General features: G+C 64.5%; 17 protein-coding genes. 16 read left to right on the top strand and 1 reads right to left on the bottom strand.

The genetic code is table 11. The annotated features are described in order from the left end of the window. Positions 1-41 precede the first annotated feature (41 nt). The 5 genes from odhB to AC07P1_RS01890 all read left to right on the top strand — a co-directional run bounded on the left by odhB (position 42) and on the right by AC07P1_RS01890 (position 5,136). Positions 42-1,301 carry a 2-oxoglutarate dehydrogenase complex dihydrolipoyllysine-residue succinyltransferase gene (odhB, locus tag AC07P1_RS01910; protein WP_494694238.1) on the top strand — a complete coding sequence of 420 codons (1,260 nt, stop codon included), beginning with the start codon at positions 42-44 and terminating at the stop codon, positions 1,299-1,301. A 68-nt stretch (positions 1,302-1,369) separates the two neighbouring features. After that, positions 1,370-1,702: a PspC domain-containing protein gene (locus AC07P1_RS01905; RefSeq protein ID WP_363504678.1), complete on the top strand. Its 333-nt coding sequence runs from the start codon at positions 1,370-1,372 to the stop codon at positions 1,700-1,702. 3 nt (positions 1,703-1,705) lie between these two features. Next, positions 1,706-3,136, top strand: coding sequence for a dihydrolipoyl dehydrogenase (lpdA, locus tag AC07P1_RS01900; RefSeq protein ID WP_494694237.1), 1,431 nt, complete (start codon positions 1,706-1,708; stop codon positions 3,134-3,136). Between the two features lie 178 nt (positions 3,137-3,314). Further along, on the top strand, positions 3,315-4,412 hold the full coding sequence (gene zapE, locus AC07P1_RS01895; protein WP_494694236.1) for a cell division protein ZapE: 1,098 nt from the start codon (positions 3,315-3,317) through the stop codon (positions 4,410-4,412). Positions 4,413-4,428: 16 nt separating this feature from the next. Then, positions 4,429-5,136 (top strand): hypothetical protein, encoded by a 708-nt coding sequence (locus tag AC07P1_RS01890; RefSeq protein WP_494694235.1) that lies wholly within the window; start codon positions 4,429-4,431, stop codon positions 5,134-5,136. A 120-nt stretch (positions 5,137-5,256) separates the two neighbouring features. Here the strand turns inward: AC07P1_RS01890 and AC07P1_RS01885 are convergent, their stop codons facing one another. Further along, entirely contained in the window at positions 5,257-6,024 is a 768-nt protein-coding gene (locus AC07P1_RS01885; protein WP_494694234.1) for a PP2C family protein-serine/threonine phosphatase, read from the bottom strand. A 159-nt stretch (positions 6,025-6,183) separates the two neighbouring features. Between AC07P1_RS01885 and AC07P1_RS01880 the strand changes: the two genes are divergently transcribed. The 11 genes from AC07P1_RS01880 to pbpC all read left to right on the top strand — a co-directional run bounded on the left by AC07P1_RS01880 (position 6,184) and on the right by pbpC (position 24,686). Continuing rightward, positions 6,184-6,384, top strand: coding sequence for a YdcH family protein (locus AC07P1_RS01880; RefSeq protein WP_008450659.1), 201 nt, complete (start codon positions 6,184-6,186; stop codon positions 6,382-6,384). A gap of 33 nt (positions 6,385-6,417) precedes the next feature. Beyond that, positions 6,418-8,454 (top strand): DNA repair helicase YoaA, encoded by a 2,037-nt coding sequence (gene yoaA / locus AC07P1_RS01875; protein ID WP_494694233.1) that lies wholly within the window; start codon positions 6,418-6,420, stop codon positions 8,452-8,454. Positions 8,455-8,741: 287 nt separating this feature from the next. Beyond that, positions 8,742-9,347, top strand: coding sequence for a toll/interleukin-1 receptor domain-containing protein (locus AC07P1_RS01870; protein ID WP_494694232.1), 606 nt, complete (start codon positions 8,742-8,744; stop codon positions 9,345-9,347). 99 nt (positions 9,348-9,446) lie between these two features. Continuing rightward, positions 9,447-11,336, top strand: coding sequence for a tetratricopeptide repeat protein (locus AC07P1_RS01865; RefSeq protein WP_494694231.1), 1,890 nt, complete (start codon positions 9,447-9,449; stop codon positions 11,334-11,336). Positions 11,337-11,405: 69 nt separating this feature from the next. Next, positions 11,406-12,143, top strand: a complete 738-nt coding sequence (gene surE / locus AC07P1_RS01860) for a 5'/3'-nucleotidase SurE (RefSeq protein WP_363504653.1) — start codon at positions 11,406-11,408, stop codon at positions 12,141-12,143. After that, positions 12,140-13,015, top strand: a complete 876-nt coding sequence (locus AC07P1_RS01855) for a protein-L-isoaspartate(D-aspartate) O-methyltransferase (RefSeq protein ID WP_494694230.1) — start codon at positions 12,140-12,142, stop codon at positions 13,013-13,015. Before surE ends, AC07P1_RS01855 begins: the two co-directional genes overlap by 4 nt. Positions 13,016-13,070: 55 nt before the next feature. Next, positions 13,071-14,033: a peptidoglycan DD-metalloendopeptidase family protein gene (locus AC07P1_RS01850; protein WP_494694229.1), complete on the top strand. Its 963-nt coding sequence runs from the start codon at positions 13,071-13,073 to the stop codon at positions 14,031-14,033. Positions 14,034-14,040: 7 nt separating this feature from the next. Next, on the top strand, positions 14,041-15,063 hold the full coding sequence (gene rpoS / locus AC07P1_RS01845; protein ID WP_494694228.1) for an RNA polymerase sigma factor RpoS: 1,023 nt from the start codon (positions 14,041-14,043) through the stop codon (positions 15,061-15,063). Positions 15,064-15,158: 95 nt separating this feature from the next. Continuing rightward, the gene (rlmD, locus tag AC07P1_RS01840; protein WP_494694227.1) at positions 15,159-16,496 is read left to right on the top strand and encodes a 23S rRNA (uracil(1939)-C(5))-methyltransferase RlmD; all 1,338 of its coding nucleotides are present in this window, start codon (positions 15,159-15,161) and stop codon (positions 16,494-16,496) included. Between the two features lie 289 nt (positions 16,497-16,785). After that, positions 16,786-22,545 (top strand): alpha-2-macroglobulin family protein, encoded by a 5,760-nt coding sequence (locus tag AC07P1_RS01835; RefSeq protein ID WP_494694226.1) that lies wholly within the window; start codon positions 16,786-16,788, stop codon positions 22,543-22,545. Continuing rightward, positions 22,542-24,686, top strand: a complete 2,145-nt coding sequence (gene pbpC / locus AC07P1_RS01830) for a penicillin-binding protein 1C (RefSeq protein ID WP_494694225.1) — start codon at positions 22,542-22,544, stop codon at positions 24,684-24,686. The genes AC07P1_RS01835 and pbpC overlap by 4 nt, the downstream gene beginning before the upstream one ends. Positions 24,687-24,846: the final 160 nt, after the last annotated feature.

Below are 24,846 nucleotides of genomic sequence, written 5' to 3'. Positions count from 1 at the left end.
CGCGGGGCGGCGCCGCAATAACAAATATACGGAGTTTTACAATGGCACAAATCGAAGTCAAAGTTCCTCAATTGTCGGAATCGGTCGCTGAAGCAACCATGCTGACGTGGCATAAAAAAGTCGGCGACGTTGTCGCGCGCGACGAAAACCTGATCGATATCGAAACCGACAAAGTCGTTCTGGAACTGCCTGCGCCCGCAGCCGGCGTGCTGGTCAAGATCATCAAGGGCGACGGTAGCACCGTTGTCGCCGACGAACTGATCGCCGTGATCGACACCGACGCCGCCGCAGCCGCCGCCGCTCCTGTCGCCGCCGCAGCACCGGCAGCAGCTCCTGCCGCCGCGCCAGCACCAGCCGCCGCAGCCGCCACCGGTGGCAGCAAGGGCGATGTCGCCATGCCTGCAGCCGCCAAGATCCTGTCCGAAAAAGGCCTGAGCGCTGGCGATGTCGCCGGTTCGGGCAAAGACGGCCGCGTGACCAAGGGCGACGCCCTGGCCGCTTCCGCACCAGCCGCCACCCCGGCCGTCGCGCCACTGGCCGCGCCAGCCGCCAAGCCAGCGCTGCAACAGATCGCTTCGCCGACCGTCGCCAGCCTGGGCGAGCGTCCGGAAGAGCGCGTGCCGATGAGCCGTCTGCGCGCCCGTATCGCCGAGCGTCTGCTGCAATCGCAATCGACCAACGCCATCCTGACCACGTTCAACGAAGTGAACATGGCTCCAGTAATGGAGTTGCGCAACAAGTACAAAGACAAGTTCGAAAAAGAGCACGGCGTCAAGCTGGGCTTCATGTCGTTCTTCGTCAAGGCCGCCGTCGCAGCCCTGAAAAAGTACCCGATCATCAACGCTTCGGTTGACGGCAACGACATCATCTACCACGGCTACTTCGACATCGGTATCGCTGTCGGTTCGCCACGCGGCCTGGTGGTGCCTATCCTGCGCAACGCCGACCAGATGTCGATCGCCGACATCGAGAAGAAAATCGGTGAATTCGGCGCCAAGGCCAAAGAAGGCAAGCTGACCCTGGACGACCTGACCGGCGGCACGTTCTCGATCTCGAACGGCGGCACCTTCGGCTCGATGCTGTCGACCCCGATCATCAACCCGCCACAATCGGCCATCCTGGGCGTGCACGCGACCAAGGACCGCGCTGTTGTCGAGAACGGCCAGATCGTGATCCGTCCGATGAATTACCTGGCGATGTCCTACGACCACCGCATCATCGACGGCCGCGAAGCCGTCCTGGGCCTGGTCGCCATGAAAGAAGCGCTGGAAGATCCTGCACGTCTGCTGCTGGACCTGTAAGTCACCGCTTTCGATACGCCGGTCATACCCCGGGACCGTTTGGTGCCGGGGAACTCAGAGGACACGCAATGAGCGTTGCTGAAGAAATCAAGCGTTTGCACGAATTGCACCAGGCCGGCGCCCTGTCGGACGCCGAATTCGCCGCCGCCAAGGCGCGCCTGTTGGACAGCGAGCCCTACAAGCCGGGCGACAACATCGGTGAAGACATCACCCGCCTGCGCCGCTCGCGGACCGACCGCTGGCTGGGCGGCGTCTGCGGCGGCCTCGGCCGCGTCTCCGGCATCGAGCCGTGGATCTGGCGCCTGTTGTTTGTGATGTTCGTGCTGACCTTTGGTTTCGGCCTGGCGATCTACATTCTGTTATGGATTTTCGTTCCAGACGAAGAACTGATTGGAAAATAAAAAATGAGTAAACAATTTGACGTAGTAGTCATCGGCGCCGGTCCCGGCGGTTATATCGCCGCCATCCGCGCCGCACAACTGGGTTTCTCCGTTGCTTGCGTGGACGCATGGGAAAATGAAAAAGGCGGTCCCGCACCGGGCGGCACCTGCACCAACGTCGGTTGCATCCCGTCCAAAGCGCTGCTGCAATCGTCGGAGCACTTCGAGCACGCCGGCCACGCGTTCAAGGACCACGGCATCGATGTCGCCGGCCTGTCGCTGAACCTGCCGCAAATGCTCAAGCGCAAAGACCAGGTCGTCAAGCAGAACAACGACGGCATCCTGTTCCTGTTCAAGAAAAACAAGGTCACCTTCTTCCACGGCCGCGCCTCGTTCGCCGGCGCCGCCACCGCTGAAGGCTACCCGCTGACGATCTCGGCCCCGGCCAACGAGACCATCAACGCCAAGCAAGTCATCATCGCCACCGGTTCCAACGCGCGTGAACTGCCGGGCGCACCGTTCGACGAGCAACTGATCCTGTCGAACACCGGCGCGCTGGCGATCCAGGGCGTTCCAGCCAAGCTCGGCGTGATCGGCGCCGGCGTGATCGGCCTGGAAATGGGCTCCGTATGGCGCCGTCTGGGTTCGGAAGTGACCGTGCTCGAAGGCCTGCCAGTGTTCTTGGGCGCGGTCGACGAGCAGATCGCCAAGGAAGCGGGCAAGCTGTTCGCCAAGCAAGGCCTGGCTATCAACCTCGGTTGCAAGATCGGCGCGATCACCAAGGGCGACAACAATGTCACCGTGGTGTACGAGAACGCCAAGGGCGAATCCATCACCTCCGTGTTCGACAAGCTGATCGTCTCGATCGGCCGCACCCCGAACACCAACGGCCTGGCCGCCGACAAAGTCGGCCTGTCGCTGGACGAGCGTGGCTTCGTGGCCGTCGACGACGACTGCAAAACCAATCTGCCGGGCGTGTGGGCGATCGGTGACGTGGTGCGTGGCCCGATGCTGGCGCACAAGGCGGAAGAAGAGGGTGTTGCCGTTGCCGAGCGCATGGCCGGCCAGCACGGCCACACCAACTTCAACACCATTCCTTGGGTCATCTACACCTCGCCGGAAATCGCGTGGGTCGGTCAGACCGAGCAGCAACTGAAGGCTTCGGGCGTCGCTTACAAGGCCGGCACCTTCCCGTTCCTGGCGAACGGCCGCGCACGCGCGCTGGGCGACACCTCGGGCATGGTCAAGTTCCTGGCCGATGCGACCACCGACGAAATCCTCGGCGTGCACATCATCGGACCGATGGCCTCGGAGCTGATTTCGGAAGCGGTCGTGGCGATGGAGTTCAAGGCCTCGGCCGAAGACATCGCACGCATCTGCCACGCGCACCCGTCGCTGTCGGAAGCGACGAAAGAAGCGGCACTGGCAATCGACAAGCGCACGCTCAATTTCTAAGAAGGTCGCTTCAAACCGCGCGCGGCTTCGTTGCAGCTCCTCGCCGTACAGGCGTACTGCCTTCGTCGCCGCGCCTCGCCGCACACGGTTTGAAGCAACCTTCGGGTCCTACAGGCGGACTGCGGGCGGACTGCGGTCCGCCCGTTTTTGTTTGCGCCGCCCACACAGAATCGAACACATGAACGTCGAAGAGTTTTATCAGCAAGCGCTGGAACAGCGCAATTTCAAGGCCGACGCGGCACAGCGCCGCGCCGTCGACCGTCTGCAGCAATGCTACGACGAATGGGTGGTGTACAAGGGCCAGCGCTCGAGCACGTTCAAGCGTCTGATCAACCGTCCCGAGGTGCCGAAGGGTGTCTACATGTGGGGCGGGGTGGGGCGCGGCAAGTCGTTCCTGATGGACAGCTTCTATTCGGTGGTGCCGCTGGTGCGCAAGACGCGCCTGCACTTCCACGAGTTCATGCGCGGCGTGCATCGCCAGCTCGACGAGCTGACCGGCGTCGCCAATCCGCTCGACGAAGTGGCCAAGCGCATCGCCAAGAAATACCGTTTGATTTGCTTCGACGAATTCCACATCTCCGACGTGGCCGATGCGATGATCATGTACAACCTGTTGAAGGCGCTGTTCGACAACGGCGTGTCCTTCATCATGACGTCGAACTACGACCCGAAACTGCTGTACCCGGACGGCCTGCACCGCGACCGCATCCTGCCGACCATCGAATTGTTGTACGAGAAGCTCGACGTGATGAACATCGACGCCGGCATCGACTATCGCGGCCGCGCGCTGGAGCAGGTCGATTCCTACTACACGCCGATCAACGCCGAGACCGACAAGGCACTGCGCGACGCCTACGCCAGCATCGCCGAGACGGCCGACGAGGACCCGGTGGTGCGCATCGAGGCGCGCGAGATCCGCGCCCTGCGGCGCGCCGGCTCCATCATCTGGTTCGATTTCCACACCTTGTGCGGCGGGCCGCGCTCGCAGAACGATTATCTGGAAATCGCCAGCCGCTTCCATACCGTGATATTGTCCGGGATTCCGATGATGTCGGCGTCGATGTCGTCGGAGGCGCGCCGCTTCACGTGGCTGATCGATGTATTCTACGACCAGGGCGTGAAGTTGCTGATGTCGGCCGAGGTCGAGCCGGAGGAGTTGTACACGACCGGCACGCTGGCCAACGAATTTCACCGCACGGTGTCGCGCATTGTCGAGATGCAGTCGCGCGAGTACATGGATAAAGAACAGCGGGCCGCAGCCGGTTCGCTGGCCTGATGCAACAGGAAAGAATATGAGAGCAAGTTTGAAACCGTTGGGTGACATGATCGCCATCGCCGTGCTGGCCGCCATGGCGGCCGTGGCGGCGCCGGCCCTCGCGCAGGAGGCGACGTCGGTGGCGCCGCCGTCGCATTCGGTCGAGGAAGCCGACGCCACGCTGGCCAAGGTGGCCAAGGAGCGCGACGCCGTCAACGCCGAGTACGCAGCCCGCGAGGCCGTGTGCAATGAAAAATTCTTCGTCAACAATTGCCTCGACAAGGCCAAGGAACAGCGCCGCGCCGAGCTGGCCAACCTGCGCGTGCTGGAAGTGGAAGCGGAGCATTTCAAGCGCGCTGACTCGGTGGCGCGCCGCGATGCCGACCTGGCCGAGCGCGTGCGCAAGGACGAGGAAGAGCTGGCCCGGCGCGAGGCCTTGCCGCCCAAACCGGTCAAGGATGTGGAGAACTTGCCCGCGCCCGCACCCCCGAAAGGCCGGCGCGTCGCCGAGCGCGAGGCCGACCATGCCGCCAAAATGAAACGCGAGGCGGCCGCGACGGCGGCCGACGCCGACAAGCGCGCCGCCAACGTGGCCCGCTTCGAGCAGAAGAAGATCGACTCCGAGCGGCGTCAGGCGGAAGTCGCCAAGCGGGTGGCGGAAACCGAACGCAAGGTGGCCGCCAAGGTCGCGGCCGAGAAGAAGAAGGCGGCAGCCGCGGCGGCCGCCGCGAAAAAGCAGCAATAGACCATAGATCCACGTAGGGCGGATTAGGCGGAACGCCGTAATCGGCCATGCATGCGTCAACGCGGCGCACGCATGGCCGATTACGCTACGCTAATCCGCCCTACGTATCTCCACGGGTTTTCAACGTCCCGGGGCGGGCGCCACCAGTTTGATGATCGCCATTGTGCAATTGTCGCCCTTGCCCTGGGCGCGCTCGGCGGCCTTGCCGATCAAGCGCTCGGCCGCCTGGCGCGGCGTGTTGCGCGCCACGGCCGCCGCCAGCTCCTGGTCGGTGAAACACTGCCACAACCCATCCGAGCACAGCAAAAACGAATCCCCCGGGCGCAAGCCCTCATGCGTGCCCAACGTCACGAACGGCGCCTTGAAACTGTTCCCCAGCACATTGCTCAGCAGCTTGGAACTGCGATGTTTCTTCGCCGCTTCCAGCGGCACCTTGTCGTTCTGCACCAGATGCTCGATATACGCGCTGTCATTGCTGCGCGCCACGTTGGTCTCTCCGCTGAAGCGGTACACGCGCGTTTCGCCCACATGCGCCCAGACTGTCTGACCGGCCGGCGTCAGCACCAGCAGGGCGAGCGCGCTGTGCGGTTCCACGCTGGCGGCGATCGGATTCATCTTGATGACTTGGTGGGCCTCCAGCGCTATCGCGCCGAGCAACTCCTTCAGCCGGGGAATGCTGGGCACGTCGCCGACGCGGAAATCGTCGAACATATGCCTGCTCGTCAGCAGCGCCTGGTCCGAGCCGATCGGGCTGTGGTTGCCGTCGGCCAGCACCGCCAGCACGTAGCCGGGCGCGTTCGGCGACGTCAGCAGGGCGACGCGGTCGTTTTGCTGCGGCCGGTTGCCGATGTGCTGGGCCGTGCCGGCTTCTATTTTATAGGCGCTCATATGGTTGACACTGTATCCTGAACGGCGGGTGAGCGTCGATATCGATCATTCTGTTGGCGGCGGGGCCGCCGTAGATTAAACTATGCACCGTGTCGCAGTTTGTTTGCAATACGTGTGTTGTTTCAGTGAAACTTTTTGTGTGAGTAGAGACCTAGAAATATGACTGATGTACAAGATATCCAGCGTCGTCTGATCGAACTCGACGTCGAACACCGCGATCTGGACGCGGTGATCGACATGCTCACCCTGGACGGACACCACGATCAGCTGCAATTGCGTCGCCTGAAAAAGCGCAAGCTGCAATTGAAAGACCATATCACCCTGCTGAAAATGCAATTAGTGCCAGACGTGCCGGCTTAACATTCCGGCCCTTCCGCCTCAACTAAGTATATTTTGACCGAACACCTTCCAACGCCCGCCGACGCCACTCCCGCCGTAGTCGGCGCCACCCCAGACCTGCCCCCCGGCAAATACGATTCCGAGGTCGAGCGACTGTTCGGCGCCGGTGGGCCGTTGGGTCCGGCTGTTGGCGACTTCAAGCCGCGCCGTTCGCAGACGGAGATGGCCAAGGCGGTCGCGGCCGCGATTTCCAGCCAGACCACCTTGATCGCCGAGGCCGGCACCGGCACGGGCAAGACCTTCGCTTATCTGGTGCCGGCGCTGCTGTGGGGCGGCAAGACCATCGTCTCGACCGGGACCAAGAACTTGCAAGACCAGCTGTTCCTGCGCGATATCCCGACCGTGCGCGCCGCTTTGCAGGCGCCGGTGTCGGTCGCGCTGCTCAAGGGGCGCTCGAATTACGTTTGCCATTATCACCTGGAACGCACCTTGCAGAACGGCCGCATGACCTCGCGCGACGACGTCGGCCACCTGCGCGAGATCTCGCGTTTCCTGAAAATGACCAGTTCCGGCGACAAGGCCGAGCTGGCGCGCGTGCCGGAAAACGCGCTGATCTGGAACCTGGTGACGTCGACCCGCGACAACTGCATGGGCGCCGAGTGCCAGTACTACCAGGATTGTTTCGTCATGAAGGCGCGCAAGGAGGCGCAGCAGGCCGACGTGGTCGTGGTCAACCACCACCTGTTCTTCGCCGACGTCGCCCTCAAGGATTCCGGCATCGCCGAACTGCTGCCGTCGGCCAACACCATCATTTTCGACGAGGCGCACCAACTGCCGGACACGGCCACCTTGTTCTTCGGCGATACCTTTTCGACCTCGCAAATCCTGGAATTGTGCCGCGACGTGCTGGCCGAGGGCCTGTCGAACGCCCGCGACGGCGCCGATTGGGGCAAGGTCGTGACGGTGGTGGAGAAGGCCGCGCGCGACCTCAGATTGACATTTCCGCAAGATATCGTGCGCCTGTCGCTGCCCCAAATCGCGCCATCGAGCGACTTTTTCCCGGCGTTGCAGACGCTGAAGGACGAGCTGGACGGCATGTTGGCCGTGCTCGAAACGCAAGCGGCCCGCGCCGAAACGCTGGAACAGTGCCGCCAGCGCGGCATCGAGCTGGCGCAAAAATTGTCGTCTTGGAAGTTCGATCCGAAGGCGCGCGTTGAAAAGGGCGAGGAGGCGGTGTTCTGGGTCGAGGCCTACGCGTCGTCCTTGCAGCTGCACAAAACGCCTTTGTCGATCGCGCCGATCTTCAACGGCCAGCGCGAAGGCGTGCCCCGCAGCTGGATTTTCACGTCGGCGACGTTGGCGGTAAAGAATGATTTCAGCCATTTTTCCGAGCAAATGGGTCTGACGGACGAGCCGTCCAAGACTTGGCCGAGCCCGTTTAATTACGAAGAGCAGGGCCTTTTATATGTGCCGCAAGGTTTGCCGGACCCGAATTCCATTGGCTATACCGACGCGGTGCTGGATCTCGCGCTGCCGGTGATCGAGGCGGCGGGCGGAAAAACTTTCCTTTTGTGCACGACTTTGCGCGCCGTGAAGCGCGCCGCCGAGCGCCTGCGCGACGAATTCGAAAAGCGCGGCCTGCCGTATCCGCTGTTCATCCAGGGCGACAAGGGCCGTACCGAGTTGCTGGACCAGTTCCGCAAGGCGGGAAATGGCGTGCTGATCGGCAGCCAGAGTTTCTGGGAAGGTGTCGACGTGCGCGGCGACGCGCTGTCTCTGGTGATTATCGACAAGTTGCCGTTCGCGCCGCCGGACGATCCGGTGCTGGCCGCGCGCATCGAGGTGATGGAAAAGCAGGGTAAAAACGGCTTCATGCACCACACCTTGCCGGAAGCGATCATCAATCTGAAGCAGGGCGCCGGCCGGCTGATCCGCGACGAAGGCGATCGTGGCGTGCTGATGTTGTGCGATCCGCGCGTGATTTCCAAGCCCTACGGCAAGCGGATTTGGCAAAGCCTGCCGTCCTTCAAGCGCACCCGCGAGCAGGCGGACGCGGTCGCGTTCTTCCAAAACAAGAATACCGACCAGTAACTTTCGGTATTTTTTCTCTTGCCCCAAGCGGGCGATTCCATTTGATTTCGTCGGTCCGATATCCTTCGCCGTACGTACCATTTTTCTCAAAATCATGCCAAATATTGGTGCGTTCCAGCCAATATTTGGCTTTGAGGACCCGCTTCCGCAGTGACCGCCGCGCCGACACGAGCGCCATCCCAAGCCTTGCATATCGCACCCGTTTGCGTTCGCGCAAAGTGGCGGATGAGTGCATTGTTAGAGTTGGTTAAGCGCTGTTCCCCTAAGGAGCAGGATCGGAGGAGGCCATGACTATCCGCCACGGCTGTTTTTTCAGCTATGCACACGGCCAGCATGCATACATGAGCAAGTTCAAAAACGATTTGATCGATGCTTTGAAATGTTATCTGGAACCCCACTTCGACAACGAAAACGAATTGTTTGTCGACAGTGAGCAACTCGGCGGAGGCGACGACCTGGACGAGAAGATTGCCAGGGCGATGTGTGAAAGCGTTTGCATGATTGTGATTTATACACCGAAGTATGAGGCCCATGCCTACACCCGGCGTGAGTTTGCAGCAATGCAACTAATTGAAAACGAGCGTAGGAAATGGTACACGCTGCCCAGCCACCTGATCATCCCGGTCATCATGACGCGGCATCCGCTGAGTTTGCCGCCGCAGATTTCGGGGCCGGGCATGTACGTCGATTTTTCGCGGTACACCCTGGCCAGCGGGGACTTGAAGACCAACCCGGATTTTCTACCCGATATAGAAAAGATCGTCCTCCGCATCGCCGAGCACTACCACTACCTGAAACACTGCACGCCGCCCGAGCATGACTGTGGTCGTTTTGTTATGCCCGACATTCCGCCCGAATGGCGCGCCATCCCTCCTCCCCACTTCCCTCGCTAAAGGTTTGTCATGGAAACCACATCATTGTCTTTGCCACCGCTCACAGCCAACGGCGAAGTGGTTACTTTCTATTCTTACAAGGGTGGGACGGGTCGCACGATGGCCTTGTCCAATCTGGCGGTATTGCTTGCGAGACAGCAGAACGCCACCACCCCGGTATTGATGATTGATTGGGACATGGAAGCGCCGGGCCTGCATCACTACTTCGAGCACGGCGAGGAGCGACCGGGCGTGCTGGAACTGTTCGAGGCTTGCCGGGAACAACTACATCGGCGCCGCAAAGGCGCCGACGTGCTCGACGACGAGGAACTGGCGCACGAAGTGTTGGCGGCGGTGGGATGGGAACAATACGTCAGCCGGGTCGACCAGAGCAGCCAGTTGTATCTGATGCGCGCCGGCCGTTTCGACGACAGTTATGGCGAGCGGCTGGCCGCCGTGCACTGGGATGAGTTGTTCGACCGCTGCCCGGCGCTGTTCCGTTGTTTCGCCGACAAGCTGGCGCGCCACTTCCGTTACGTGCTGGTCGATTCGCGCACCGGCCGCACGGATACCGCCGGCATCTGCACCACCTTGCTGCCGCGCAAACTGGTGGTGGTGTTCACGCCCAACCGTCAGAGCCTGGAAGGAGTGCAGGCGCTGGTCACCCGCGCCACCACCTACCGGCGCAGCCATGAGGACGAGCAGCGTCCGCTGGTGGTCTACCCGCTGCCGTCGCGCATCGAGATGGGCGACAGCACCCAGCGGGCCCAATGGCGGCGCGGCGACCCGCAACATAATATAGTGGGCTACCAGCCCATTTTCGAGCGGCTGATGCGCGAGTGCTACGGCATGCAGCAAGTGTCGCTGGACAGCTATTTCGACGAAGTCCAGCTGCAACAGACCCGCACCTTCGCCTACGGCGAGCAACTGGCGGTGCGGATGGACCAAGGCGGCGACCGCTTTTCGCTGACGCGCACCTTCGAGGCCTTCCTCGACTGGCTCGGACCCGGTTATTTCCCGTGGCAGTCCAGCCGCGAGATCCACCTGCTGTCGGCCATCGAGGAGGCGCGGCAGGCGCTGGGCGAGGGCGGCGCGCGGGCCCTGTCGCAGCCGCTGGCGCGCGACCTGAACCTGCTGGGCGAGCTGTATCGCCGCGAAGGCAGGCTGCGCCAGGCGCTGGCTTGTCTCGAGGAAAGCCTGACCTTGCGACAGCGCGGCATGGGCGAGGACCATGTCGATACGTTGATTAGCAAAAGCAACCTGGCCGGCGTGCTGCGCCAGCAGGGGCGGCTGGACGAGGCGCAGTTCCTGGAGGAGTGCATCGTCGAGGCGCGCGAGCGCCTGCTGGGGACGGAGCACCTCGACACGCTCGCCGCCCGCGCCAACCTGGCCGCCACCCTGGCCGAGCAGGGCAAAGGCGCCGAGGCGCTGGCCATCCAGGACGGCGTGCTGGACGCCTACCTGCGCATGCTTGGCTCAGAGCATTTGCTGACCTTGTCCTGCAAGGCGGCCCGGGCCGACCTGTTGTTCCAGCGTGGCGACTTCGACCAGGCCCGGCGCGAGCAGGAACAGGTGCTGGCCAAGCGCAAGCGCCTGCTGGGCGCCGAGCACGCCGATACCTTGCGCAGCAAGACCGCGCTGGCCCGCACCCTGCTGGCGCAAAACGAGCAGGAGGCCGCCCGCGTGCTGATCGACAAGGTGCTGCAGGCGCAACTGCGCCGCCTGGGGCCGGACCACGCGGACACCCGCAGGACCATGGAATTGCTCGACCACGTGCAACCGGGCCGCTACGGTACGGAGCCCGGTCCGCAGCCGGGCGGCGGGCGGGACGAGTTTGCGCCGGTGCGCGAACTGCACCAGGACGCGGCGATGGACGACTACGACGACGCGCTGGGGCTGGCGCCAAATCCGCGCGTCGCCATGTCCGTCACCAACCCGCGCCCGCGCCTCGGCGACGACCTGTTGACGCTCGACGAGCAACTCGCCAGCGGCCGGCCGGCGTCGCGCTAGCGTAAATTTATCTGGTTGCGACCCGGTCCGGGCGCGCAGTCCGGGCGTTGCTTCAGGTAAAATCTCCGTATGAGAATCCTGATCAGTAATGACGACGGCTACCTGGCGCCGGGCATCAACGCCCTGGCCGACGCGCTGGCGCCGATCGCCGACATCGTCGTCGTGGCGCCGGACAGCAACCGTTCCGGCTCGTCCAATTCGCTGTCGCTGGACCGGCCGCTGTCGGTGCAGCGGGCCGCCAATGGTTTCTATTTTGTCAATGGTACGCCGACCGATTGCGTGCACGTGGCGCTGACGGGCGTGCTCGACTACCGGCCCGACCTGGTCGTCTCCGGCATCAACAACGGCCCCAACATGGGGGACGACACGCTGTATTCGGGCACCGTGGCGGCCGCCACCGAGGCCTACCTGTTCGGCATTCCCGCCATCGCCTTTTCCCAGGGCGCGTTCGGCTGGGAGCATATCGACGACGCCGCCCGTCATGCGCGCGACATCATCGAACGCTATTATGAAACCCTGCCGCGCCCGTATCTGCTCAACGTCAACATCCCCAACCGGCCCTACGCGCAATTGACCCAGGTGGTCGCCACCCGGTTGGGCAAGCGCCACCAGTCGGAACCGGTGATCCGCTCGCAGGATCCGCGCGGCAGGGAAATTTTCTGGATCGGTCCGCCCGGCGCGACCAGGGACGCCGGCGAGGGCACCGACTTTTTTGCCTGCGCCAACGGCCGCACCTCGATCACGCCGCTGCAGGTCGATCTGACCCATAAAACGCAACTCGCGGCACTGGAAAAGGGCCTGGCATGAGCGACAAACCCCGGACCTTTCCGCTGCCGCTGTCGTCGGTGGTGGACAAGGGCGCCAAAAAGACCACAATGTTCGCCCCGGTGGCCACGCCGCAGACGGCGACCCAGAACGCGGCGCGCCACGTGCCGCCGCAGCACGGTTATCCGGGCCCGCGTCCGGTGGCGGTGCCGTCCAAGGCCCACAGTTACGCGATGGAGCGGGCCCAGCCGGTAGTCGCCCCGGCCCCGCGCCAGAATCCGCTGGTGTCGGACGCGGTGCGCCGCGCCATGGTGCAGCGGGTGGCCAGGCAGGGCGTCAAGGACAACGTCGTGCTCGGCGCGCTCGAAAGCGTGCCGCGCCATATGTTCATGGAGGAGGCGCTGGCCTCCCAGGCCTACATCGACGCCTCGCTGCCGATCGGCCACCAGCAGACCATTTCCCAGCCCTATATCGTGGCCCGCATGATCGAGGTGATGCGCAATGGCGGCCAGCTCAAACGGGTGCTCGAGATCGGCACCGGTTGCGGTTACCAGGCGGCGGTGTTGTCAAGAGTGGCGCAAGAGGTTTATTCTATCGAGCGCATCAAGCCTCTGCATGAGCTCGCCAAGCATAACTTGCGGCCCCTGCGTGTGCCGAATCTACGCTTGCATTACGGAGATGGTATGCTTGGCCTGCCGCAAGCGGCGCCGTTTGATGGCATTATCCTGGCTGCGGCCGGTTTGGAGGTGCCGCAAGCATTGCTCGAACAGCTCGCCATCGGTGGCCGGCTGGTGGCGCCGGTCGGCGCCCGCGCGCAGCGTCTGGAACTGATTACACGCATCGGCAAGAAGGAATGGACCAGCGAAACGCTGGAAGATTGCCATTTCGTCCCGTTGCGTCCGGGCACGGTGTGATCGTTCACCTGTCCGTATTGCGCTCGTACGCATCAAACTGAAATTTAAGATGAGAATGACAACTAAAAGTAATGTGCTCGTATTGAGCTTGGTGCTCGCTTTCCTGAGCGCTTGCAGCACCACCCCGAACCAGGCCCCGGTGATCGATCGTCCGGTGTCGACCCCGCCAGTGAAATCCGCCACGCCGAGCGAATCGGCGCAAGCGTCGCGCGACGAGCGCGGCCTGTACACGGTCAAGAAGGGCGATACCTTGATCCGCATCGCGCTCGAATACGGCCAGAACTACCGCGATCTGGTGGCCTGGAACAACCTGGCCAACCCGAACGACATCAAGGTCGACCAGGTGCTGCGCGTGCTGCCGCCGGACGCGGCCGGCAACGGCAGTGGCGTCGAAACGGCCGCCGTCGTCATGCCGCCGACCGACAAGACGCCGCCGCCGGCGCCGGTGGTCAAGAAGACCGGTCCGAAAGGCGAGAAGCGTCCGTACACCGACGCCACGCTGGCCGAGTTGCAGCGCGCCGACAATGGCAAGGATGTGGCCGCCAATGGCGCGGCCGCCCCGGCCACGCCGGCGGCGCCGGCCGCGCCCGTGGTCCGTCCGCCGGCCGCGCCCGCGGCGCCGGCTGCCGGCGCGGCCGCCGCCGACGATGAGAAATTGAGCTGGATGTGGCCGTCCGAGGGCAAAGTCATCGCCACCTTCGACGAGGGCAAGAACAAGGGCGTCGACATCGCCGGCAAGGCCGGCCAGCATGTCGTGGCGGCCGGGGCCGGAAAAGTCATGTATGCCGGTAGCGGCATCCGTGGTTATGGTAATCTCGTTATTGTGAAGCACAGTAATAGCTTGTTGTCGGCCTATGCCCATAACCGCAGCATCGTGGTCAAGGAAGGCCAGAGCGTGACCAAGGGACAAATGATTGCCGAGATGGGCGATTCGGACGCCGATTCCGTCAAGCTGCACTTTGAAATCAGGCAGCAAGGCAAACCGGTGGACCCGTCCAAATTCCTGCCTAACCGCTAGCTGAGCCATGAAACATACGCCGCACGACCCAATGGATGACGACTCGGCCCCGGAAGATTTCCAGGACGAGTCCAACGATGATGTAGTCATCGACGCCATGGACGGTGCGGACGGCGCGGAGGACGGCGGGCGCCTGCCCGAGGCGCCGGCGGTGCTGGAGGTCGACGAATTGAAAAAGGTGCTGGCGGCCGAGCTGTCGACCGACACCACCCAGCACTACCTGAACCAGATCGGCACCCGGCCGCTGTTGACGGCGCCGCAGGAGGTGCATTACGCCACCTTGGCCAAGGCCGGCGACTTCCGCGCGCGCCAGACCATGATCGAGCACAACCTGCGGCTGGTCGTCTCCATCGCCAAGCACTACATCAATCGCGGCGTGGTGCTGCTCGACATGATCGAGGAGGGCAACATCGGCCTGATGCGCGCCATCGACAAGTTCGAGCCCGAGCGCGGTTTCCGCTTCTCGACCTACGCCACCTGGTGGATACGCCAGAGCATCGAGCGCGCCATCATGAACCAGGCCCGCACGGTGCGCCTGCCGGTGCACATGGTGCGCGAACTGAATCAAATCCTGCGCGGCAAATACCATCTGGAAGCCCAGCACCATAACGGCAAGGACGCCACCGCCGAGGATATCGCCGAGCTGGTCGGCCGCCCGGTGGAGGAGGTGCAGGACATCCTGGCGCTGTCCGAGCACGCCACCTCGCTCGACGCCCCGCTCGACAACGATCCCCAATCGTCGCTGATGGACATGCTGCCCGGCGACAGCGAGGACAGTCCCGACGCCCGCGCCGAGCACCACGAGATGACGGTGCTGATGCGCGACTGGCTGACCAAGCTGCCCGACAAGCAGCGCATCGTCATCATGCGCCGCTTCGGCCTGGACAACGACGATCCCGCCACCTTGGAAACCCTGGCCGAGGAAATGGGCGTCACCCGCGAGCGCGTGCGCCAGATCCAGCAGGAAGCGCTGGTCAAACTCAAACGGGCCATGGCCGCGCGCGGCGTGGTGCGCGATTCGCTGCTGTAGTCGTTTTCTTCCCCCCTACGCCTTCTGCTATCATACTGGCCCCGGCACGTGCCGGCCGCCGGTCGCCCGCCATTCTTTCTTTAAAATTAAATTTTATGCAAGATACTATCCTCGACATCAAATCGCTCGACATGGACGCCCGTGGCGTCGGCCACTTGCACAATGAAGACGGCTCGCAGGGCAAGGTGGTGTTTGTCGAGGGCGCGTTGCCGGGTGAGAAGGTCAGTTTCTACACCTTCAAAAAGAAGAAGAACTGGGAAATGGCGCGCATGACCGAACTGCATCGCGAATCGCCGATGCGGGTCACGCCCAAGTGCAAGCATTTCGATTACTGCGGCGGCTGCTCGATGCAGCATCTGGAGCCGACCGCGCAGGTGGCCATCAAGCAGCGCGTGCTGGAGGACAACCTGCGCCATATCGGCAAGGTCAAGCCGCTGACGGTGATGCGGCCGATGTACGGCCCGACCTGGGGCTACCGCTACCGCGCGCGGCTGTCGGTGCGCCACGTGGTCAAGAAGGGCACGGTGCTGGTCGGCTTCCACGAGAAGAAATCGGTGTTCGTGGCCGATATCGACAGTTGCGAGATCCTGCCGCGCCACGTGTCGGACCTGCTGCTGCCGCTGCGCGGGCTGATCGGCTCGCTGTCCTTGTACGACCAGGTGCCGCAGATCGAAGTGGCGATCGGCGAGGGCGTCACCGCGCTGGTGCTGCGCATCATGGCGCCGCTGACCAAGGACGACGAGACCAAGCTGAAGGCCTTCGCCGATCTGCACAACATTCAATTCTGGTTGCAGACCAAGGGCCCGGAGACCGCCGCGCCGTTCTACCCGCTGGACCACGACCTGCATTACCTGCTGCCGGAATTCGGCATCAAGATGCCGTTCAAGCCGGTCGACTTCACGCAGGTCAACCACTACATCAACCGCGTGCTGGTGGGCAAGGCGCTGCGCCTGCTGGAGGTGCAGCCGCAAGACCGCGTCGCCGATCTGTTCTGCGGCCTGGGCAACTTCACCTTGCCGCTGGCGACGCAGGCGCGCGAGGTGGTCGGCATCGAGGGCAGCACCACCTTGTCGGAGCGGGCGCTGGACAATGCCAAGGCCAACGGGCTGTCGGACAAGACCACGTTCTATACCCGTAATCTGTTCGAAGTGACGGCCGACGATTTGATCGCGCTTGGAAAATTCGACCGCATGCTGATAGATCCGCCGCGCGACGGCGCCATGGCGTTGAGCGAAGCGCTGGTGGCGTTGAGCGCAACGCGCGCCGATCTGCTGCCCAAGCGGATCGTGTATGTGTCGTGCAGCCCGTCGACCCTGGCGCGCGACGCCGGCATCCTGGTCAACGCCGGCTATGTGCTCGACAAGGCCGGTGTGGTCAACATGTTCCCGCACACGTCGCACGTGGAATCGATGGCGGTGTTTAACCTGGTGTAAGCACGCGGGTTGGCGGCTTTGTGGCGGATTACGCGCTGTGCGCTAATCCGCCCTACGTGTCTCCACGGTGATCCATGTGTGACCGGCCGTCGATTGAATGCCGCCGATGGAACGCCGTCGATGGAACCCGGCGATTGCGTGACTGTGGAAACACGTAGGGCGGATTAGCGCAGCGTAATCCGCCAAGCTCCGCCAGCGGCCCACGCCAGACCACGCAACACCGCTTTCTGTTGACTTTACCTTAAGCTTTTGCAACACTGGACTGACCCACACAGTATCCGGAGTTGGCATGCGCCTTCTTTCCCGTCTTATCGGCATCGCCGCTTTCTGCAGCCTGCCGCTCGCCGTTCTCGCCCAAACCACCATCACCTCGTTCTCGCCCACCGGCACCGTCAAAGGCGTGCGCCAGGTGGTGGCGCGCTTCAGCGCACCGATGGTCCCGCTGGGCGACATGCGCCTGTCCGATCCCTTTACCGTCGATTGCCCGGAGCAGGGCAAGGGGCGCTGGATCGACGGCCAAAACTGGAGCTACGATTTCGACAGGGACCTTCCGGCCGGCGTGGCCTGCCGCTTCACCGCCAAGAGCGACGTCAAGGACTTAAGCGGCAAGCCGCTGTCCGGCGAGCGCGCCTTCGGCTTCGACACCGGCGGCCCCGCCATCGTCGAATCGCTGCCGTATGAAGGCAGCAACCGCATCGACGAGCAGCAGATCTTCGTGCTCGGTCTGGACGCCCCTGCCAGCGACGCCACCATCGCCGCCAACGCCTGGTGCCGCGCCGACGGCGTGCACGAAAAAATCGGCGTGCGCATTCTCGCCGGCGCCGAGCGCCAGAAGATCCTCGATCTGCGCAAGGACTTCGCCAACCGCTATCTGTCGCTGTACTTCAAGGCGCGCGGCGTGGTGTGGCGCGCCACGACGGCGGTGCGCAGCGACCGGATCGAGAAGCTGCCCATCGTGGTGCTGCAATGCCAGCGGCCGTTGCCGGCCGAGGCCAACGTGGCGCTGGTGTGGGGTGCCGGCATCGCGGCCGACAGCGGTATTGTCACCGGACAGGCGCAAACGCTGGCATTCAAAACGCGGCCCGACTTCACCGCCAAACTGAGTTGCGAAAGGCTGGCCGTCAAGGGCGGCTGCATTCCGTTCCTGCCGTTGCGATTGCAGTTCTCCGCGCCGGTGCGCATGGCCGATGCGATGGCCGTTAAAGTGACGGCGCCCAGTGGCAAAGTCTTCAAGCCGAAACTGGAAAAGGAAGATGCCAAGGCGGAGGATGTCAGCTACTTGAGCATCCCGGGGCCGTTCCCCGAAAACGCCAAATTGCAGCTGTCGCTGCCCGCCGCCTTGAAGGACGACGCCGGCCGGCCTTTGATCAATCAGCGGCGCTTCCCGATGGCAGTGCAGACCGCCGCGCAGCCGCCGCTGGTCAAGTTCCCGGCGCGCTTCGGCATCATCGAATCCAAAGGAGACCGCCTGTTGCCGGTCACCGTGCGTAATATCGAGGCCAATGTGGCCGGCCTGAAAACCGCGATCGAAGGCGCGTCCCTGCGGGTTAACGACGCCGGCACGCAGGAGCAGCAGGACCAGCAAATCATCGACTGGCTCAAGCGCATGAGTTATCGCGGCAGCTGGCAGCCAAATGAACTGGGTGGGGAGGCGCTGTACAAGCCGTTGCTGGCCAGTGGTGGGACCGCTGCTACCCAGCGCTTCACCATGCCCAAGCCGGGCGGCCGGCAGGCCTTCGAGGTGGTCGGCATCCCGCTGCGCAAGCCGGGCTTCTACGTGGTCGAACTGGCCAGCCCCAGACTGGGCGCGGCCTTGTCCGGCAAGCGCGAAACGGCCTACGTCAGTTCGGCCGCGCTGGTGACCAATCTGGTGGCGCACTTCAAGCGCGGCGCTCAGTCGTCGCTGGTGTGGGTGACGTCGCTCGACAAGGGCAAGCCGGTGGCGCAGGCGCAGGTGTCCGTGCGCGACTGCGCCGGCAAGCAGGTGTGGCAGGGCGTCACCAACGGCGATGGCGTCGCACGCATTGCGCAGGAGCTGGCGGAGAGCGCGTGCGAGCCGCGCGGCGGCTTCTTTGTCAGCGCGCGCAGCGGCGGCGACATGACGTTTACCTTGTCCGATTGGGATCGCGGCATCGAGAACTGGCGCTTCAACCTGCCGACCGAAGGCGAAGGGGCCGACAACGTCATCGCCGCCACGGTATTCGACCGCACCTTGCTGCGCGCCGGCGAGACGGTGCACATGAAGCACTTCCTGCGCCGCCACGTGGAACAGGGAATCGCACTGGTCGGCGCGAATGACGCGCCGCGCAAGCAGCGGCCCGCTTACGACACCAACCAGCTGACGGCCGAGGAGCGCAAGGCGCAGCCGTCGAGTATTTTCCTGGTCCACGAGGGCAGCGAACAACGCTACGAGTTGCCGATCGCGTGGAGCGCCAACGCCACCGCCGCCAACGACTGGGCGATTCCGGCCGACGCCAAGCAGGGCTGGTATCAGGTGATGCTGGGCGGCCGCGTGGCCGGACGCTTCCGCGTCGAGCAGTTCCGCGTGCCGACCATGAAGGCCCTGCTGCAAGGGCCTAAAAGCCCGGCGGTGCAGGCCACGTCGGTCGACCTGGACGTTCAACTAAGCTACCTGTCCGGCGGTGGCGCCGGCGGGGCGCAGGTGCAACTGCGCACGGCGGTGCAGGACAAGCACGTCGCCTTCGAGGATTACGAGAACTTCACCTTCAGCAGCGGCGACGTCAAACTCGGCGTGGAGCGCGAGTCGGGCGCCTTCGACGAGGACGAGGGCGTGTTCGTCGATGGCGGTGAAGACGCCGCCGAAGGCGCCGCCACCGGCTTCAAGACGCGCAACCTGACCCTGGACAAGGCCGGCGGCACCCGCGTCACGCTCGACCAGCTACCCGCCGTCACCGTCCCGCACGAGTTGATGGCGGAGATGTCCTATCAGGACGCCAACGGCGAGACGCTGTCGGCGGCCACGCGCATCCCCCTGTGGCCGTCGAACTATGTGATCGGCATCCAGCCCGACGGCTGGGTGATGAGCAAGGACGCGCTCAAGTTCCAGGTGGTGGTGCTGGACCTGCAGGGCAAGCCGGTGGCCGACGCGCCGGTGTCGGTGGACTTCTTCCAGCGGCAGTCGTACGCGCACCGGCGGCGTTTGATCGGCGGCTTCTACGCCTACGAGAACAGCAGCGAAGTCAAAGCCATGGGCGCCGCCTGCGAAGGTCGGACCGACACCAGGGGACTGCTGATTTGCCAGGTCAAGGCGCCTGCCTCGGGTAATCTGATCCTGCGCGCGCAAACCCGCGACGGCGGACAGCACGTGGCCATGACCAACCGCGAAATGTGGGTGGCCGACGGCGACGACTGGTGGTTCAGCGCCACCGACAACGACCGCATCGACTTGCTGCCGGAGAGGAAGCGCTACGAACCGGGAGACACCGCCAGCTTCCAGGTGCGCATGCCGTTCCGCGAGGCGACCGCGCTGGTGACGGTGGAGCGCGAAGGCGTGATCGACACCTATGTGCGGCCGCTGACCGCGAGCGAGCCGGTGTTCACGATCCCGGTCAAGAAGGCTTACGCGCCCAACGTCTACGTGTCGGCGCTGGTGGTGCGCGGCCGCGTGGCGAGCGTGCAGCCGACCGCGCTGGTCGATCTGGGCAAGCCCGCCTACAAGCTGGGGATCGCGCCGCTGCGCGTGGGCTGGTCCGCCAATGAGCTGAAGGTGCAGGTCACGTCCGATAAGCAGGTCTACAAGGTGCGCGACAAGGCCGGCGTCAAAGTGAAGGTGACGCGCGCCGATGGCTCGGCGCCGCCGGCCGGCGCCGAGGTGGCGCTGGCGGCGGTCGATGTCGGCCTGCTGGAGCTGATGCCCAACGCCAGCTGGGACCTGCTGGAGACGATGATGCAGCAGCGCAGCCTGCAGGTGCAGACCTCGACCGCGCAGATGCAGGTGGTCGGCAAGCGCCACTTCGGCCGCAAGGCCGTGCCGCACGGTGGTGGCGGCGGCAAGGGCGGCGGCCGGGAGCTGTTCGACACGCTGCTGTTCTGGAAGGCGCACGTGACGCTCGACGCCAACGGCGAGGCCTCGGTGGAAGTGCCGATCAACGATTCGCTGACGGCTTTCCGCATCGTCGCCATCGCCAACGCGCAGGCCGATTTGTTCGGTACCGGCCGCACGGAGGTGCGCAGCTCGCAGGATCTGATCCTGTTATCGGGTCTGCCGGCGGTGGTGCGCGAGGGCGACCGCTTCCGCGCCGGTTTCACCTTGCGCAATACGACCGACGCCGCCGTCAAGGTCACGCTGGGCGCAAGCGCCGCCGGCAAGGCGCTGGCGCGGCAGCAGGTGGCGCTGGAGGCCGGGGAGGCGCGGGAAGTGGGGTGGGATTACCAGGCGCCGCTGGGCGTGTCGTCGCTGGCGTGGGACGTCAGCGCAAGCATTGCTGGCGTAGATGATGCTCCGGCCTCGCGCGACCGCTTGAAGGTCAAGCAGAAAGTTGTGGCGGCGGTGCCGCTGCGTACCACGCAGGCAACCCTGCTCCAGCTGGAGCGCAAGCAGAGCATCCCGGTCAAGCTGCCCGAGGACGCCTTGCCGGGCCGTGGCGGCGTGCAGACGCAATTCGCCACCACCTTGGGCGGCGATATGCCGGGTGTGCGCGACTACATGACCGCCTATCCTTACCGCTGCTTCGAGCAGGTGGCGTCGCGCGCGATCGCGCTGCACGATCCTTCCATGTGGCAGTCGGCGCTGGAGACCTTGCCCGCGCACTTGGATGCGAATGGCCTCGTCAAGTATTTCGCGAGCATGCAGTCGGGCAGCGACAGCTTGACCGCCTATGTATTGTCGGCTTCCGACGAAGCCGGCTACGACATCCCGCCGGAGCTGAAGGCGCGCATGGAATCCGGCTTGCTGGCCTTCGTGCAGGGCAAAGTGGTGCTGCATTCGGCCCTGCCGACGGCCGATCTGGCGGTGCGCAAGATCGCCGCGCTGGAGGCGCTGTCGCGTTCCAACGGCATCAACGCCAGCGAACTCGAATCGTTCACGGTCGCGCCGAATCTGTGGCCGACGTCGGCCGTCATCGACTGGTACTTGATCCTGCGCCGCTCCGACAAGCTGCCCCAGCGCGCCCAGCGACTGGCCGGCGCGGAGCAGATCTTGCGTTCGCGCCTGAACCTCCAGGGCACGACGATGGGCTTCTCGACCGAACGCACCGACGACTGGTGGTGGCTGATGGCGTCCGCCGACAGCAACGCCAACCGGCTGTTGCTGGCGATGGCCGACAACCCCGCCTGGCGCGATGACATGGGCCGGCTGGCGCGCGGTGCGCTGGGGCGGCAACGCGCCGGACGCTGGGACACGACCGTGGCCAACGCCTGGGGCGTGCTGGCGCTGGACCGCTTCGCGCAAAAGTTCGAGAGCCAAAAGGTGACCGGTACCGCCAGCGCTACCCTGGGACAGGCCAGCAAGAGCATCGCCTTCGGCGGCGACGCCAGCGGCGGCAAGGCGATGCTGCCATGGCCGCGCGGCGGCAGCGGCAATCTGGAACTGGATCACGCCGGCGCCGGCAAGCCGTGGGTGAACTTGCAGACCGTGGCGGCGGTGCCGCTCAAGTCGCCGCTGTCGAGCGGCTACAAGATCGCCAAGACCATCACGCCGGTCGAGCAGGCGGTCAAGGGGGCGTGGTCGCGCGGCGACGTCTATCGTGTGCGGCTCGATCTGGAGGCGCAATCGGACATGACCTGGGTGGTTGTGGACGATCCGATCCCGGCCAGCGCCACGGTGCTGGGCTCGGGATTGGGCCGCGATTCGGCGCTGCTGGACGCGGGCAACCGCCGCACCGGCTGGGTCGAGCCGGCGTTCGAGGAGCGCACGTTCGAGGGCTTCCATTCGTTCTATCAGTTCGTACCGAAGGGGAAGTGGAGCGTGGAGTACACGGTGCGGCTGAATAACGCGGGCCAGTTCAACCTGCCGCCGACGCGTGTCGAAGCGATGTACAGCCCGGAGATGTTCGGCGAGTCGCCGAACGCGCCGTTGAGGGTGAAATGAGATCGATCTTGTTTGTCGTGCTGGCGCTGGCCGGCGCCGCCCACGCCGCCGGTCCGCAGGCGCAGGAGGTGCCGACACCGGAACAGGTGCGCACCGGCTACCGCTCGTCCGAGGCGGCGCTGCTGGACCGCCACGGCGAGCCGGTACAGTCGCTGCGCGTCGACATGGCGGTGCGACGGCTGCCCTGGGTGGAGTTGAAGGACATCTCCCCCGCGCTGCCGGGCGCCATTTTGCAGGCGGAGGACCAGCGCTTCTATCAACATGATGGCGTCGATTGGAGCGCCGCCGCCAAGGCGGCATGGGATAACCTGTTCCGTAGCCGGCCGCGCGGCGCGTCCACCATCACCATGCAGTTGGCCGCGCTGCTGCATCCCGATCTGCGGCCGAGCGCAAAGGGCCGCAGCTGGGGCCAGAAGTGGGATCAGATCAAGGCCGCGCGCCAGCTCGACGCCACCTGGAGCAAGCAGCAGATCATCGAGGCGTACTTGAACCTGGTGTCCTACCGCGGCGAGCTGCAAGGCGTCGGTGCGGCGTCGCGCATCCTGTTCGGCAAGGCCCCGTCGGGCCTGAACCAGTCCGAGTCGGTGATACTCGCCAGCCTGCTGCGCGGGCCGTCTGCATCGCCCAAGATCGTCTCGCAGCGCGCCTGCGCGTTGGGGCGCGAACTGAGAATGCCAGCGACCTGCAGCGATATCGAATTGCGTATCCTTGTCGCGTTGGGGCGCCCGCAGTTGGCGGTCGATACGCCTCCGGCGCCGCAGGTCGCGCAGCAGTTGCTGACCGGTGGCGGCCAGTCGGTCCGCAGCACCCTGGACGGGGAACTGCAGCGGTATGCGCAGACCGTCCTGCGCCAGCAGTTGATGTCGCTGCAAGGACGTAACGTCCACGATGGCGCGGTGGTGGTGCTCGACAACGCCAGCGGCGACATCCTCGCCTACGTCGGCAATGCCGGCGACGGCGAGGTCGATGGCGTGGCGGCGCTGCGGCAGGCCGGGTCGACGCTCAAGCCGTTTCTGTACGAGTTGGCAATCGAGCGCAAACTGATCACGGCCGCCTCGCTGATGGACGATACGGCGATCGATATCTCCACGCCCTCCGGCCTGTACGTTCCGCAGAATTACGACAAGGATTTCAAGGGCTATGTCAGCGTGCGCACCAGCCTTGCCAGTTCTTTGAACGTGCCGGCGGTGCGCACCTTGGTGATGACGGGATTGGAGCGCTTCCACGAGCGGCTGCGCGACGTGGGCCTGAGCAGTTTGACGCAGCCGGCCGATTACTACGGCTACTCGCTGGCGCTGGGTTCCGCCGAGGTGTCGCTGCTGGAGCTGAGCAACGCCTATCGCGTGCTGGCCAATGGCGGCATGGCGGGGCCGGTAAGGCTGGCGTTGGCCGGGGCGCCGGGGGAGGCGCCGCGCCGCGTGCTCGATCAGCGCGCCAGCTTCATCGTCGGCGATATCTTGGCCGATCGGGGCGCGCGCAGCCTGACCTTCGGCCTGAAGAACGAACTGGCGACGACCTTCTGGAGCGCGGTCAAGACCGGCACCAGCAAGGACATGCGCGACAACTGGTGCGTCGGTTACACGGACCGCTACACGGTCGGCGTCTGGGTCGGCAACTTCGACGGCCAGCCGATGTGGGACGTGTCCGGGGTGACGGGGGCGGCGCCGGTGTGGCGCGATGTCGTCGACTATTTGCATCGCGGCCGGCCAAGCGGCGCGCCCAAAGCGCCACCCGGCGTGGCGCGCCAGCAGATCGTTTATCAGCCCGCGCTGGAGACGGCGCGTGGCGAGTGGTTCCTGGCCGGGACGGAAAGCCCGGTCGTCGCGCTGGTGGGCGACGCGGGGAGGGCGCCCAAGATACTCTACCCGGGCGATACGGGGATTATCGCGCTCGATCCGGATATCCCGAAAAGTATCGAGCGGGTGTTTTTTCATGCGCAGGGCGGGCGCGGGCTGCGATGGCGGCTGGACGGCGCGGCGTTGGGCGGTGCGGATGCGGATTACGCGTGGCACCCGGTGGCCGGTCAGCACGAGCTGGCGCTGGTGGACGATGAGGACAAAGTCGTCGCCAGCAGCCGCTTCCAGGTGCGTGGCAACGCCGGGAACGAACAAATTCCCACGGTTCCACGTAGGGCGGATTAGCGAAGCGTAATCCGCCATACATGTTCCGTCGGCGGCTCATAAATGGCGGATTACGGCGTTCCGCCTAATCCGCCCTACGTGGATCCGTGGCCATTTTGCATTTGTGGCCGCCGGGAGCGTGCGTGCGATAAAAAAAGCCGGCGCTAGGCCGGCTTTTTGG

This window comes from Duganella sp. GW821-FHT07F09 (assembly GCF_059418705.1).
The sequence above is the reverse complement of the archived record's forward strand: the minus strand, read 5'-3'. Positions and strand labels throughout refer to the sequence as shown.